Source organism: Streptomyces sp. NBC_00075 (genome assembly GCF_045041225.1).
GTDB lineage: Bacteria > Actinomycetota > Actinomycetes > Streptomycetales > Streptomycetaceae > Streptomyces > Streptomyces adonidis.
Genome location: NZ_CP108243.1, coordinates 7343658 through 7357859 on the forward strand (window position 1 = coordinate 7343658; position 14202 = coordinate 7357859).

At 68.6% G+C, this 14202-nt stretch carries 10 protein-coding genes and 2 pseudogenes; 8 read left to right on the forward strand and 4 right to left on the reverse strand.

The features are described 5' to 3' along the window. Positions 1–135: 135 nt before the first annotated feature. The 4 genes from OG787_RS32100 to OG787_RS32115 all read left to right on the forward strand — a co-directional run bounded on the left by OG787_RS32100 (position 136) and on the right by OG787_RS32115 (position 7709). A complete protein-coding gene (locus tag OG787_RS32100) occupies positions 136–6333 on the forward strand; it encodes a DNRLRE domain-containing protein (protein WP_405540653.1) in 6198 nt (2065 codons plus the stop codon). Positions 6334–6442: 109 nt separating this feature from the next. Continuing rightward, a complete protein-coding gene (locus tag OG787_RS32105; protein WP_405537438.1) occupies positions 6443–6622 on the forward strand; it encodes a hypothetical protein in 180 nt (59 codons plus the stop codon). 61 nt (positions 6623–6683) lie between these two features. Beyond that, a complete protein-coding gene (locus OG787_RS32110; protein WP_405537439.1) occupies positions 6684–6935 on the forward strand; it encodes a hypothetical protein in 252 nt (83 codons plus the stop codon). A 201-nt stretch (positions 6936–7136) separates the two neighbouring features. Next, positions 7137–7709: a DM13 domain-containing protein gene (locus tag OG787_RS32115; protein WP_405537440.1), complete on the forward strand. Its 573-nt coding sequence runs from the start codon at positions 7137–7139 to the stop codon at positions 7707–7709. A gap of 214 nt (positions 7710–7923) precedes the next feature. On the opposite strand, the gene OG787_RS32120 is transcribed toward OG787_RS32115, so the two are convergent. Then, a complete protein-coding gene (locus OG787_RS32120) occupies positions 7924–8754 on the reverse strand; it encodes a hypothetical protein (protein WP_405537441.1) in 831 nt (276 codons plus the stop codon). A 164-nt stretch (positions 8755–8918) separates the two neighbouring features. Here OG787_RS32120 and OG787_RS32125 point away from each other — a divergent pair. Continuing rightward, positions 8919–9023: pseudogene (locus OG787_RS32125) on the forward strand (dihydrofolate reductase); the annotation flags it as partial. Between the two features lie 288 nt (positions 9024–9311). Here OG787_RS32125 and OG787_RS32130 read toward each other — a convergent pair. Beyond that, positions 9312–9875, reverse strand: coding sequence for a TerD family protein (locus tag OG787_RS32130; RefSeq protein WP_405537442.1), 564 nt, complete (start codon positions 9873–9875; stop codon positions 9312–9314). A 715-nt stretch (positions 9876–10590) separates the two neighbouring features. Between OG787_RS32130 and OG787_RS32135 the strand changes: the two genes are divergently transcribed. Together OG787_RS32135 and OG787_RS32140 are read left to right on the forward strand one after the other, a co-directional pair. Continuing rightward, positions 10591–11028 carry an NfeD family protein gene (locus OG787_RS32135; protein ID WP_235478621.1) on the forward strand — a complete coding sequence of 146 codons (438 nt, stop codon included), beginning with the start codon at positions 10591–10593 and terminating at the stop codon, positions 11026–11028. Positions 11029–11059: 31 nt separating this feature from the next. Next, positions 11060–12169 (forward strand): SPFH domain-containing protein, encoded by a 1110-nt coding sequence (locus tag OG787_RS32140; RefSeq protein ID WP_235478622.1) that lies wholly within the window; start codon positions 11060–11062, stop codon positions 12167–12169. 179 nt (positions 12170–12348) lie between these two features. Here OG787_RS32140 and OG787_RS32145 read toward each other — a convergent pair. Together OG787_RS32145 and OG787_RS32150 are read right to left on the reverse strand one after the other, a co-directional pair. After that, positions 12349–12480: pseudogene (locus OG787_RS32145) on the reverse strand (hypothetical protein); the annotation flags it as partial. A gap of 12 nt (positions 12481–12492) precedes the next feature. Continuing rightward, positions 12493–12696, reverse strand: coding sequence for a hypothetical protein (locus OG787_RS32150; protein WP_405537445.1), 204 nt, complete (start codon positions 12694–12696; stop codon positions 12493–12495). A 373-nt stretch (positions 12697–13069) separates the two neighbouring features. On the opposite strand from OG787_RS32150, the gene OG787_RS32155 reads away from it, so the two are divergent. After that, a complete protein-coding gene (locus tag OG787_RS32155; protein WP_405537446.1) occupies positions 13070–14194 on the forward strand; it encodes a sulfite oxidase in 1125 nt (374 codons plus the stop codon). Positions 14195–14202 lie beyond the last annotated feature (8 nt).

A 14202-nucleotide genomic window follows, 5' to 3' on the forward strand; every position in this document is an offset into this window, starting at 1 on the left:
TGGAGACCCACCCGCACACGCGGGAACCGGCAGGGCGGTGGCTGTAGGGCCGGCGCCCGGTCCCGAATAGCGCTGGCCATCGTCGCCGCACTCACTGCCGAGACGGCCCTTGTCATCGGCGGTACGGGGCAGGCCATGGCGCTGCCCGCGCAGTCGGAAGCCGCGAAAACCACGGCGGCGAAGGACACGAAGGGCCCGAAGGAGGCTGCCGACATCGCCTCGGCGCGTGTCACGGCCCGTCTGTACGGTCACCGTGTCGAGGCGCTCAGTGAACGCACCGAGACGTCGACGACCTGGGCCAACAAGGACGGCTCCCTGACGACGGAGCTCGCCGCAGGCCCCATACGCTTCGAACGCGACGGCGCGTGGGTCGACGTGGACGTGGCGCTGGCCGAGCGCGAAGACGGCTCGGTCGCCGCGAAGGCACACCCGAGCGGGCTCGAACTCGCGGGCAAGGGTGGCACGGTCGTGAAGTCCCTGGCGGCGGCGGAGGACGCCAAGGCACGCGACCTGGTCACACTCGGCTCCGGCGACCAGCAGATCACTCTCCAGTGGAAGGGCGGGCTGTCGAAGCCGAAGCTCGACGGCACGACGGCCCGCTACGGGAACGCCGTTCCCGACGCGGACCTCGTGATCGAGTCGACCCGTACGGGGTTCGAGCAGTACGTGGAGATCGGCGAGCGGCCCGCGACCGGCGCTTACTCCTACACCCTGCCCCTGGATGTCAAGGGGCTGAAGGTCAAGCAGCTGAAGGACGGCAGTCTGCTCTTCACCGACAAGAAGTCGGGCAAGAAGAAGCACGCTGTCATGCCCGCCCCGGTGATGTGGGACGCGACCGTCGACAAGGTGTCCGGCGAGCACACCCGTAGGGCGCCCGTCGACCTGAAGGTCGTGAAGAACGGGGACGGAGTCGACCTCGTCGTCACCCCGGACGCCGCCTTCCTGGCCGACAAGGACACCAAATTCCCGGTGACGGTCGACCCGTCGACCTCGTCCCTGGGCAACGTCTTCGACACCTACGTCCAGCAGGGCGAGACCGTCGACTGGTCGGCCGACACGGAGCTGGACTTCGGCAACCCGGGCACGACGAACGCCGACGGCACGCCCCGTACGGCACGTTCGTTCATCACCTGGAACACCAAGCCGATCTCCGACGCCCTGGTCTCCAGCGCGACGCTGAGCCTGTACAACTTCCACTCGGGCAACACCGACTGCGCCGCCTACCCCTGGCAGGTCTGGTCGACCACGGCCGCGTCGACGTCGTCCCGCTGGGCCGGCAGCGCCCAGCCCACCTGGGAGGACCTGTACGCCACGTCGACCGAGACCAAGGGCAACTCCGCCTGCACGGCCGACGGCTGGATCAACGCCGACGTCACCGACCTGACGCAGGTGTGGGCCTCGGCGAAGAACGCCACCTCGCACATGGGCATCAGGGCCTCCGAGGAGAGCACTTTCTACTCCTGGAAGCGGGTCAACTCGGCGAACGCCGCGGCCAATCCGCCCAAGCTGACGGTCACGTACAACTACCGTCCGAAGACCGGCACCGCCCCGCAGGCAGGTCCGCCGTACTTCGTGGAGAACGGCGCCTGGACGGTCGACAGCACCACCCCGACCCTCCAGGACACCTTCACCGACACCGACGGCGACAAGGTCACCGGCGCGTTCCAGATCCGCGACGCGGCCACCGACACGCAGGTCGGTGACATCCTCGTGTCGGAGTACGTCCCGTCCGGGCAGCCCGCCCCGGTGACCGTGCCCACGGGTGTGCTGAGTGACGGCGGGACGTACAAGTTCCGCACCTCGCCCTACGACGGCACGCACTACAACACCGACTGGTCCGCGTGGACCACGTTCACCGTGGACGCCACCGCTCCGTCCGCCCCGGCCGGTGTGACCTCCACCGACTACCCGAGCGGTGACTGGGTCAAGGGCGCGGGCCAGGCGGGCACCTTCACCGTCACACCGCCGTCCGGCTCCGACCACCGCTGGTTCGAGTGGTCGCTCGACGGCGTCGAGTGGACGAAGAAGGACGCTGACGGAGCCGAGCCGGTCGGCATCAGCGTCACTCCGCCGGAGGACGGCACCCAGACGCTCCAGGTGCGCAGCGTGGACGCGGCCGACCATCGTTCCGAGGCGGTCGAGTACACCTTCCACGCGGGCCCCGGTGGTTTCTCCTCCCCGGACGACGGGACCCGCACGGCCCGCAGGCTGTCCCTGGTCGCCGAAGCAGACGCTTCGGTGTACGACTCCGTGACCTTCCTGTGGCGGCGCTCGGCGGAGGACGACTGGGCCGAAGTGCCCGTCTCCGCCGTGACGGTGGGCGGCGAGGCGCTGTCCGCCTGGCCGCTGCCATTGACCGCCGGCACCAACGAGGCGGCTGTCTGGGCGGCCACGGACACCGTCGACCCGGACGGTTCCATACAGCTCAAGGCCGACTTCACCGGCCCGGCGGACGCTGCGGCGAGCACCGCTTCCATCGGCGCCGTGGTGGATCGCAACGCTGATTCCGCCGCCGCTACTGAGGTCGGCCCCGGCCATCTCAACCTGCTCACCGGGGACTTCACGCTCACCGGTACGGAGGAGAGTCACTTCGGCCTCTCCGCCTCCCGTACGGCCAAGTCCCGGCAGCCCACCGCCGGCGCCCAGGAAGGGCAGGTGGCGATCTTCGGGGAGGAGTGGACGTCGGGTGTCGTCGCCGAGGTCACGTCCGCCGGGTACACCCATATCCGCAGGACCTCCGACACCTCCCTCGACGTCGTCATGGACGACGGCTCCAGCGTCTACTTCACCGCCAAGGTGGACGACGCCGACGGCTGGGTGCCCGAGCCGGGCGGCGAGTCCCTGACCCTGACCCTGACCGGGACGTTCACCGACGGGTTCACGCTGACCGACACCGACGGTGCCGTGTCCACATTTGCCAAGGTCGCGGCGGGAGCCGAGACGTGGCAGATCACCTCCTCGGGCCTGAGCGGCGTCGAGAACTCCACCACGGACATCGCCTTCGAAGCGGTCACCGTCGACGGCAAGGTCCTCGCCCGTCCGAAACTGCTGGTGGCTGCAGGAGGCGCCATAGAAACCAGCACCTGTGCCACGGCACCGTCGACGCGCGGCTGCCGGGTACTGGAGTTCGCGTACGCGGACACCACCTCCGCCACCGGCAGCGCCTTCGGCGACTACGCGGGCCGGGCCAAGGGCCTCACCCTCTGGTCCACCGAGACCGGCGACACCGCGGCCACCGCCCGCACCATCCAGTCGTACGCGTACGACACCTCGGGCCGGCTGCGAGAAGCCTGGAATCCCCTGATCACCCCCGCCCTGAAGACGTCGTACGCCTACGACTCCGCCGGCCGGATCACCAGCCTCACCCCGCCCGGCGAACTGCCCTGGACCCTGGGCTACGGCAACGCGGGTGGCACCGCCGGCGGGGACGGCATGCTCACCACCGTCACCCGCGCCACCCTGGAGCAGGGCAGCGCGACGGAGACGGACGGGCAGGCGGTCACCTCGGTCGTGTACGACGTCCCGCTGTCCGGGGCCACCGCGCCGCACGCGATGAACGCCTCGGCGGTGAAGAACTGGGGCCAGCTCGACTACCCGACCGACGCGACCGCCGTCTTCCCGGCCGACTCGACTCCCGCGTCCCACAAGGGTGTCGAGCTGACGGCAAGCGGTTACGACCGTGCTGTCCTCCACTACCTTGACGCCTCGGGCGACGAGGTCAACACCATCGACGAGACCGGCGGGGTCACCACGACCGAATCGGACAAGTACGGCCATGTCGTGCGCGGGCTCTCGGTAGGCAGCCATGCCCTCGCCCTCGGCACCACCGACGAGGACAAGGCACGTCTCGACGACCTCGGCATCCGTGCGCTGAGTGTCGCCGGGAGGGCTCGTCTGCTCTCCACCACGTCGAACTACAACGACAACGGCACCCGTCTGCTGGAGCAGTTCGAGCCGCTGCGCAGGGTCGACCTCACCGAGGACTTCAAGGACGGCGACACTGTCCTGATCCCTGCGGGCACGTCGGTCGCGGCCCAGCCGTGGACCGTCAACGAATACGACGAAGGCCGTCCCACCGACGGCAGCGCCACCGTCAGGAGCCAGCTCACGCTGGCGATCTCCGGGGCCCGCGTCCGCGGCTACTACTCGATCATGAGTGAGAAGAGGCTCACGGAAACCCAGTACGACTGGGCAAAGGGCCTGCCCACGCTCTCCATCGAGGACCCGGGCGGCCTCGGCCTGAACACCAGCACGGAGTACGACGCGCAGGGCCGTGTCACGGCGGTTGTCCCCCCGGGCGGCACCGGCGAGGACGCGACCTCGCGCGTCACCGTGTACTGGTCCGCCACAGGCGACGGCTGGTGCGAGGGACGCCCCGAGTGGGTCGGCCTGGAGTGCTGGACCGGCCCGGCGGGCGACATCACGGGCGGCGGCGGCAACCCCGCCCAAGTGGTGGACTCGGCCACCGAGTACGGCTTCTACGGACTGGTGACGGAGAAGACCGACACCTCGGGCAGCGAGACCCGTGTCACCACGGTGAGCCACGACTCCGCCGGCCGTATCAAGAGCAGCCAGATCGACGGCGGCCTCGGCACCGCGGTGACGGGTTCGTCGTTGTCCTACGACACATCGAACGGTCAGATCACCGTCGTGACGTCGGCAGACGGAGGCACGATCTACCAGGCGTACGACGCACTCGGCCGCCTCATCTCCTACACGGACGCGGACGAGGGTGTCACCACCACCGAGTACGACGCCTTCGACCGGCCGGTGAAGGTCTCCGACTCGGTGCCGTCGACAGTGACGTACGCCTACGACCACGCCTCCGAACCGCGCGGCCTGGCCACCACGACGACCGACTCGGTGGCGGGCACGTTCACCGCTGAGTACGACGTGGACGGCACGGTCGTGAAGGAGACCCTGCCCGGCGGCTACACCATGACCCAGACCGGTGGAAAGGCCGGGCTGCCCAACCAGCGGACGTACACCCGGGATTCGGACGGCACGGTTCTGCTGACCGACACCGTCACGGAGTCGGTCCGCGAGGAGTGGACCACCCACTCCGGCGGTGCGGGCGCGGGCGAGTCACAGGCGTACACGTACGACGCGTTCGGCCGGCTCACCGAGGTCGCGGACACGTACGACAACGTGTGCACCACGCGCGCGTACGCCTTCGACGAGCGCACCAACCGCACCGGGCTGAGCACGGCGGCGGCCGACAACGGAGCCGACTGCACCACCTCCGGTGCCACGACGGTCTCGCACACGTACGACAGTGCGAACCGCATCGTGGACTCCGGGTACGTGTACGACGCGTTCGGACGGACCACGGCGATGCCCGACGGCACGTCGATCGCGTACTACACGAACGACCTCGTCCGGCAGCAGACGGCGGGCAGCACCCGCCAGACCTGGACGCTGGACGCGGCGGGCCGCTTCCGCGGCTGGACCACGGAGTCCAACGCATCCGGGGCGTGGGCGCAGACCGGTTCGAAGACCAACCACTACGCCGGGTTCTCGGACAGCCCGCGCTGGATCACCGACAACACCTCGGGCGGCATCGCCCGTATGGTCACCGGGCTGTCCGGCGGCATGTCCGCCACAACGGGCGCGACGAGCACGGTGGTTCTGCAACTCGCCAACCTGCACGGGGACATCAGCCTGATGCTCCCGCTCGACGCGTCGGCCGCGCCCGTCGCGCTCAGCGCCGACGAGTACGGCAACCAGCGCGAAGGCACCGCCGACGCCCGCTACTCCTGGCTCGGCGGCTACCAGCGTTCCACGGAGGTCGTGAGCGGGGCGATGCTGATGGGCGTCCGTCTCTACAACCCGGCGACCGGACGGTTCCTCTCGGTCGACCCGGTGTACGGGGGCAACGCGAACGCTTATGAGTACTGCATGGGCAATCCCGTCAACCGGGTCGACCTGGACGGGAAGTTCAGCAGGTCCAAGACCCGCTACTACTCCTGGGGCCGTATCTCCGCCAAGTACTGGGGACCCAACTGGGGAACCGGCGTCGGCGGTGTCTCGCTCAAGATCGTGGCGAACAAGCGGTGGACGTACCGGATCGGCGCCTACGGCTGGGTGACCTACACGATTGCCGGGGCGGTGATCGGGATCCTGTCGGTTCTCTTCCCACCGGCAGCGCCGGTGCTGCTGGTTCTGGGATCCTTGATCGTCATCATCCTGGCGAGCATCCAGTTCGTGGCCCAGAATGCGGCCGCACGCGGGCAGTGCCTGCATATCAACGCGGGTGCCTCGGTCTACACCAAGTGGTGGATTCCCCGGTACTCCTACGGCCGGTACGCGTATCCCTGGCGAGGCAGCTGCTGACGCGGCGTCGCTCGGCACAGGCCGCTGACCGTGGTTGGGGACCAGGCGCCAGTGCCTGTTCCCCAACCATCTCAATTCCACCCTTCTACCCATCCCGGAAAGACACCACATGAGTGTGAACCGTCGCGCTGCGACCGCCTTCGCCCTGGCCGCAGCCGTGCCAGTCGTCATAGGCATCATCTTCACCATTACGGAAGGGCGTGCGTTCGGAGCCCCCTTGTTCTGGCTGTCCACCGGCTTCCTCGCGGGTGCCTGGTACTTCGAGAGGAAGTCCGCCGCCCGTGACTGACGTGCGATCTGTGGGCAACCACACGAGCTGACACGGTCAAGGCGCAGAGGCGGAGTCGGCGGTGTCCGGCTCCGCCTTTGTCATGAGTCGCGGCCTCCAGGCCGCTGCGAAAGGTATGTGGGCAACAGTGAAAAAGCGGGGGATTACGCCGCGGGCGCAAGGTGCGGTGATGTGGAGCCTGGCGATCGCGATCAATACGACGGGAGTCGTGCTCGGCTACCTGTGGGGGCCCGAGGCACTTCTGCAGCTCCTGGTCCCCGGCGTCGGCTCGATCATTGCGGCAGGGCTTGTCAGTTACAGCATCAGAAAGTGACGGGTTCCACTTCCGCCCCGGCGCTGGTGAAAGTGGCACAGGCCGGGCGGTACGTACTCTTCGTGACGGACGACCAGGCAGCACCGTTCGGCTGAGCTGCGGCGATGTAAGTGTTCCGTCATCTCCCAGGGGGTACGCAACGGCCCCGCCGTTCCGTTGAATGGGGACCGGCAGGAAGCTCCTTGGACAGGCGAGGCGGGAATGGGACGCGTGCGGAAGGTGCTGGGCAGGCCGTGGATCATTGGGGTGCTGGTGGTGGCCATGGCCGGGGCGGGCTTCGGGCTGTACTGGTTCCAGCCGTGGAAGCTGTGGCAGGACGAGACGGTGCAGGAGGCGCTGCCCGGCGCGGCGGAGGCGTCCGCCCCTCCCACGGTGGCACCGTCCGGGTCTCCCTTCGCATCACCCTCCGTGCAGTCCGTGCCGGACACGCTGGCGGGCGGTGAGCTCATCAGCCATGAGCATGCGACGTCGGGCACGGTGAAACTTGTACGGCTGGTCGATGGCTCCCATGTCGTACGGCTGGAGAACCTCGACACCAGCAACGGGCCGGATCTGCGCGTGTGGCTGACCGACGCGCCGGTGAAGGAGGGTATGGCCGGCTGGCGTGTCTTCGACGACGGGGAGTACGTCAGCCTCGGCAGGCTGAAGGGCAACAAGGGCAGCCAGAACTATGCGGTGCCCGAGGACGTCGATCTGTCCCGGTACAGCAGCGTCAGCATCTGGTGCGACCGCTTCGACGTCTCCTTCGGCGCCGCCGAACTCGCCCAGGTCTGACCGGGGTTCAGAATCAGCCGACCGTCCCTCGGCCAGGCCGAGTTCACGCGTTCCGTGCGTGTTTCATTTCGAACCCACCGCCACAGCCGTCGCGGCAGTCGGTTCGGTCAGTACGCTCACCCCTGTCGCCCCGACGATGCCCAGCCGAAGCGGCGTAGTGCTTGTGGAGCCTCCTTGGCAGGCTGCCCGCAGCGATGTCCGAGAGTGCGTCTCCTTACAGGAAGCCGCCAGGTTGATCCTTGGCCCACCACAGGAACGCGGCGGCGTGCTGCTGGTTGGCGAAGCCTTCGCCGGCCAGGGCACGCAGGACGTCGTTGCTCCAGAGGATCAGCCGCCCGAGCGTCCAGTTCACCGACTCAGGTGCCGGCAGCTCCAGGCCGTAGACCATCCGCGTGATCTCGCGCTTGCCGCCCGCCTCCGTCGTGTACTTGAGGATCGTCAGGAACCGGTCGGGCTGCATCACGCAGAGAACCCTTGTGAGGAGGGCTTCTTTGAAGCCGGTCATGGCGAACGGCTTGGTGCCGTCCAGCAGTTGCTGCAGCCGGTCTTCGAGCGGCACGGCGTCAGGCCCGTACAGGAGGTACTCGATCGTCTTGCGGGTCGCCTCTCCGGCCGCGGTGTCGCCCATGGTGTTCCAGGCGGAGTTGAAGGTGGCCTGGTTGCCGGGGCGGGCTCCTACCTCGGAGTTGGCGAAGTCCTTGAGCACCCTCGGGTCGCATGTCCGCAACCCGTCGGGAGAGAAGACCTGCTGGTACTTCGCCCAGTAGGCCGCTACCCCGGGGTCGAAGTCCGGCCTGGTGGCGAGGTATTGCGTCTTGAGCCGGGCCGCGCGTTCCAGCACCTTGGGCTCGATGTCCTCGGGTTTCGGGAAACGGGCCTTGAGGTCGTCAAAGGAGTGGGACGCAATCCTCTTCGGAGCGACGGGCGCCCCGTGTTCCCATGCGTAGCCGCACCGATGTTTGACGACGCGTCGTCCGTCATCGAGGGTGCGGACCACCTCGATGTCATCGTCTTCACTGCACAGCGGGCACATGGCCAGCCCCATGGTTTTCCCCCGTTTCAATGGTGGTTGCGTCCTACCGTGCGCCAGTGCCCTCGTCGCATCAGGGCCGCATTGTTGCATCCGGCCTGGGCGGGCGGGATGTCGTGTCAGTCACCCGGATCACAGGGGGCACGTGCCGGTCGAGAGCGCGTACGTCCACCGTTTGCGCGGTCCCCGCCGCGCTGGAGCCGGTCAGCGTCTCGACGACGAAGGGCGGCACCATCGTCGGCGTCTACCAGCCGAACGGTGAGTCCAACTACGACAGCTACTAGCCTCGATTCTTGTATGACGGTCTGTACGACCTTCGGCACTCGGCCCTGTTCCGCCTGGCTGTGCGCGGGGCGACCCGGCTCAGGTCGCCCAGCGGGCCGGTAACGGCGTCGAGGTCCTTGCTGTCTCGGTACGCGAAGTGCCTGTACGTACGGCAGCCCATCAACAACCAGCGCATCGAAGGGCTCCGGAGCGCCTACGACCAGCCACCCGAGTCGGACGAGGATCGCCGGGACGAGTGGGGACCACTGCGATCGGCCGTATGTCTATATCTCTGCGCTGGTCTGCGGTCAGGGCTGTGGGGTGCTGCCCATCTCCGCGGAGAAGCCCACGGGGTCGCTGTCGAACCCGCGGACCGTCTCGTGGAACTCCCACACTCCGGAGGCATGCCGGGTGAACTCCGCAACCGTTGCCGCGGTGGATTCGGAGACCTGTGCGAAGTCGTCCTTCAGCAGCTCCGTGTACCCCTCGACAACCAGCACTCCGGCGTCCGATATGTCACCGAAGGTCTTGGGGCCGCTGTTCTGGTGGATCGCCACGCCCACGACCACCCGCGCGAAGGAGGGAGCGAGGCGATCGAGCTCCAGGGTCATCACTTCGACGTAGCCGAAGCCCTGACCGGTCTGGCTGTGCCGGCCCATGTTGATGGTGCCGTCCGGTGAGCGGCTGTCGGAGTGGACGACGTATACCGGCCGCCCGTGGGGCGCTTCCGACGAGTAGGTCGTGGCGATGATGTCGAGATGGTGAGGTGGCTGGTTCCAGGGACTCGGGTCCCACTTGAGCCGTACCTCGGCCTTCCTCACGCCCTGGCTGTCGCTGCTCACCGGATTGCTGCCTCTCCCATGCCAGGCCATCACGGGATGGTCCCCGCATGGTCAAGTATGGCTCTCGGCCAACCTGTTGAAGCCCTGTGCGGCACGTTCCTTCGACATGCCGCCGGGGCAATGGTCGGCAGGCCAGGCAGCCTGGTGATGACGTTGTCGCGGGTACTGTCGGCTCAAGCTGCGGGGCAATTTCAGGTAGCCGACGCAGGATCGTCTGCCGATCGGCTACTCCTGTCCACATGCTGTGGACAGGAGTAGCTCCGACTGACCGTCGAGCTGCGGGGACAGAAGCGGCTGTCGGCGTAGGACCGCCGTCGGGCCCCGACGGCCGGGGTGGGGGCCGGTGTCGTAGCGTTTTTTGGCAGGCCAGTCCACCAGCCGGGCGCCGATGGCCAGGATGCCCGCGTCGGCCGCGCGAATCCCGGCGACGGCGTGGCCCGGCCCTGGTGCCAGTGGCCCTCTCCGCGGCGATACGTCCCGTGGTCACCGTCCCCGCTCCCGTCCTGGACGGCAGCGCCTGTTTGCAGGCCCGCCTGGCCGTCGACGTACGGCGACCGCGCAGTGTCCTGACGTCCCCGGCGCCCGCTGGTCCGGCACCGTCGGGCGCGGCCTGCAGCTGTCTGTATCTGCCCTCGCCGGTCAGGGTGAACCTTTCAACGATCAGGACCCACGGCACCCGTGTCTGTTCTGCCCGAGTTATGGCAGGTAGCTTGGTGGAGAAGGCCCCTGTAAGGAGGGCGCTCCGATGCCGTGGTTCGTGTGGCTGTTCGCCGCCGGGGTGCTGGGTGCCGCGGAATTCTTCACTCTGACGCTGGCCTTCGGGTTGCTGGCGGGCGCGGCGTTGGTCGCCGCCGTCGTCGCAGGTGTGGGCATCGGCGTTCTCGGCCAGCTCGTCGCGTTCGGGACAGCGGCGGCAGCGGGTCTCGTCATCGTCCGTCCTGTCGCGCTGCGGCACATGGCCCAGCAACCCCTCACGCGCGAGGGCAGTGATGCGCTGATCGGTAAGCGGGCCGAGGTCATGCAGGAGGTGACCGCCACCCGCGGCCTGATCAAACTTTCCGGCGAGGAGTGGTCCGCCCGCGCCCTCGACGAGAGCCTGGTGATACCCGTCGGAGCGCTGGTGGATGTCATGGGAATCGAAGGCGCCACAGCCATCGTCTACCCCCGCGAGCTCCTTCCGTGAACGGCTGAGCACACAGCAACGGAGGCACACTGTGGATCCCGTTGTCATCGTCACTCTTGTGGCGGCCATCGTCGTCGTCTTCCTCGTGGCCTCCACTGTGCGGATCGTCCCGCAGGCGCGCCGCTACAACATCGAGCGGTTCGGCCGATATCGCCGGACGCTGCAACCCGGCCTGAACTTCGTCGCGCCGGTGGCGGACAGGATCAACACCAAACTCGACGTGCGCGAGCAGGTCTACTCCTCCGATCCCAGGCCGGTGATCACCGAGGACAACCTCGTGGTGAACATCGACACCGTGCTCTACTACCAGATCACGGACCCCAGGGCGGCGGCCTACGAGGTCGCTGACTATCTGCAGGCGATCGATCAGCTCACCGTGACCACGCTGCGCAACGTCATCGGCAGCATGGACCTGGAGGAGACGCTCACCTCGCGTGAGGAGATCAACTCCCGGCTCCGTGCCGTTCTCGACGACGCGACCGGCAAGTGGGGCATCCGGGTCAACCGTGTGGAGATCAAGGCCATCGATCCACCGCACACCATCAAGGAGGCGATGGAGAAGCAGATGCGGGCCGAGCGTGACAAGCGCGCGGCCATCCTGCACGCCGAAGGGGAGCGGCAGGCCAAGATCCTGACCGCGGAAGGCACGAAGCAGAAGGACATCCTGGAGGCCCAGGGCACGCAACAAGCCATGATTCTTCGGGCGGACGGTGAGGCCAAGGCGGTGGAGCTCGTCTTCCAGGCCGTCCATCGCAACAATGCCGACCCCAAGGTCCTGGCCTACAAGTACCTGGAGACGCTCCCGCACCTGGCGAGCAGCGACAACAACACCTTCTGGGTGATCCCGGGAGAGCTGACCGAAGCGGTGCGGACCGTCACCCGCGCGTTCGGTGACCAGCCGATGACGGGTCCGCACACACCCGCGCAGCCCGAGGGAGCAGCCGCCGCCGACGCTGACGACACGTCGTACGAAAGCCGGGTTCCAGAGCTCGATGCGGGCTCAGCGGTCTCGCTCGACGCCGCAGCGGCTGCGGACGAGGCCGGGAAGCAGGCCGCCGCCGCGGTGAGCGATGCCAAGGCGGAGGCAGCAGCCGCGATGTCGCCCCAGGTGCCGCGTCGGGGGCAGACGTCCGGCGACTGAGCCCACCCTCGGGCTGTCGCCAGGACCGCCGTGACAGCCATCGGCGCCCGCCTGCTCGTCTGGCCGACCAGAGCCCTGTGATCCACAGACCGGTCCGCCGACATGCCGCTGGTGGCACTGGTCGAGAACGACGGCCGGGAAACGTCGGAGCGATCACGCCAGCCCGGCTGAAGGAATCCTTACGCGGCCACATGAGGTGACATCCCGTGCCTACGCTCGCAAGTGCGTTGGCCAAGGACGTTGGCCCTGCCCTGGTAGTCGGCGGCGACCTTGGCGGTCTCGGCGGCCTGGACCCGGCACTTGGGGCACCACGGGGCCCAGAACTACAGCACCGCGGGCTTACCCGCAAACGTCTTGCCGTCCACCGTGGTGCCGGTGAACCGCAGCGCCTGGGGAACCTGCGCTGCCGTCTTCGACGGTACGACCTGGGCGGCACTGCCGGAGCCGGTACCGCCGTCGGAGCCGCACCCCGTGAGGCCGAACAGAACCGCGGCCAGGACGGCCGGGAAGAGAGAGCGGGCACGCATGACGGCTCCTGTGAGTCGGGAGCGGCTGTGACTGCGGAGCGGATGGGTCCGCCCGGCGCGGGGCAGCGCTCTTACGGTTCGGTGACGTCATCCGGCGGCGACCAGCCGGGCGGAATCACGGACGGTGACGAGGCCTGGGCGCGCCGGAGCAGACCTTGGCCGACGTCGGCCGGCACAGCCGTACGGGACCTTGGCGCGGATCTCACATGAGAGGCGGGAAGGAGCGGTCACGGCGTTCGCGGCGCCGCCGTGGAAGGGAAGCAGCGCACGGTCGGCACTCTTCGCCCCGCCCCGGCCCGCGCCATGTGTTGTGGGGAAGGGCGGGTATGGGAACCGCCGTGCACGGCTTGGGGCGGACGGGGACAATGTGGGTATGGGGCGCCGACTCAGTGACGTGAGCGCATCCGCCCGGCTGGCCGGACCGGACGAGGGCATCGGCCGGGACGAACTGGCGCTCGCCACCCGCAACCACGGCCTGCCGCTGGAGGCCCTGCGCTACGACGTCACCCCGCCCGGGCTGCATTACGTCCTCACGCACTACGACATCCCGTACGTCCCCGACGGCGAGTCCTGGGAGCTGACCATCGGCGGCCGCGTCCGCCGCCCGATGAGCTTCGGACCGGCGGCCCTGCGCGCGTACCCCGCCGTCACCCTCCGTGTCACCCTGGAGTGCGCGGGCAACGGGCGGGCTCTGCTGACTCCCCGGCCGGTCAGCCAGCCGTGGCTGGTCGAGGCCGTCGGCACCGCGGAGTGGACGGGCGTACCGCTGCGGCTGCTGCTCGCCGATACCGGAGTCGAGGACGGTGCCGTCGACGTCGTCTTCACCGGCGCCGACCACGGTGTGGAGCGCGGCGTCGAACAGGACTACCAGCGCGCCCTCCCCGTCGACGTGGCCGTTGGCGAGGAGTCCGACGTGCTGGTCGCCTACAGGATGAACGGTGCCCCGCTGCCCCCGCAGCACGGCCGCCCGTTGCGTCTGGTGGTGCCCGGCTGGTACGGCATGGCGCATGTGAAGTGGCTGCGCGACATCACCGTCACTGACAGGCCGTTCACGGGGTTCCAGCAGTCCGTGGCCTACCGGCTCAGACGGCGTCCGGAGGAGGAGGGCGAGCCGGTCACCCGGATCGCGCCGCGCGCCCTGGTGGTCCCGCCCGGCTTCCCGGACTTCATGTCCCGGGCACGGATCGTACGGCCCGGCACGGTGACGCTGGAGGGGCGCGCCTGGTCCGGGCGGGTGCCGGTGAAGCGGGTGGAGGTCAGCACCGACGGCGGACTCGGCTGGGGCGAGGCCGAGGTCGAGCCGGCGGGCACGCATCGCTGGGCCTGGCGCCGGTGGCGTCTTGCGTGGACGGCCACCCCCGGCGACCACGTCCTGACGGCGCGGGCCACCGACGCCGAGGGGCAGACCCAGCCGCTGGACCAGCCCTGGAACCGGGGTGGTTTCGCCAACAACCTCGTCCAGCGCGTTCCCGTCGTGTGCCTGGAGCCCGACGACTGAACGGGTGG

Bases quoted from the DNA above. Each gene is read 5' to 3' on its own strand.
- OG787_RS32100 (WP_405540653.1), top strand. From the start codon at position 136: ATGGCGCTGCCCGCGCAGTCGGAAGCCGCGAAAACCACGGCGGCGAAG.
- OG787_RS32155 (WP_405537446.1), top strand. From the start codon at position 13,070: ATGGGGCGCCGACTCAGTGACGTGAGCGCATCCGCCCGGCTGGCCGGA.
- OG787_RS32115 (WP_405537440.1), top strand. From the start codon at position 7,137: ATGGGACGCGTGCGGAAGGTGCTGGGCAGGCCGTGGATCATTGGGGTG.
- OG787_RS32135 (WP_235478621.1), top strand. From the start codon at position 10,591: ATGCCGTGGTTCGTGTGGCTGTTCGCCGCCGGGGTGCTGGGTGCCGCG.
- OG787_RS32120 (WP_405537441.1), bottom strand. From the start codon at position 8,754: ATGGGGCTGGCCATGTGCCCGCTGTGCAGTGAAGACGATGACATCGAG.
- OG787_RS32150 (WP_405537445.1), bottom strand. From the start codon at position 12,696: ATGCGTGCCCGCTCTCTCTTCCCGGCCGTCCTGGCCGCGGTTCTGTTC.
- OG787_RS32130 (WP_405537442.1), bottom strand. From the start codon at position 9,875: ATGGCCTGGCATGGGAGAGGCAGCAATCCGGTGAGCAGCGACAGCCAG.
- OG787_RS32105 (WP_405537438.1), top strand. From the start codon at position 6,443: ATGAGTGTGAACCGTCGCGCTGCGACCGCCTTCGCCCTGGCCGCAGCC.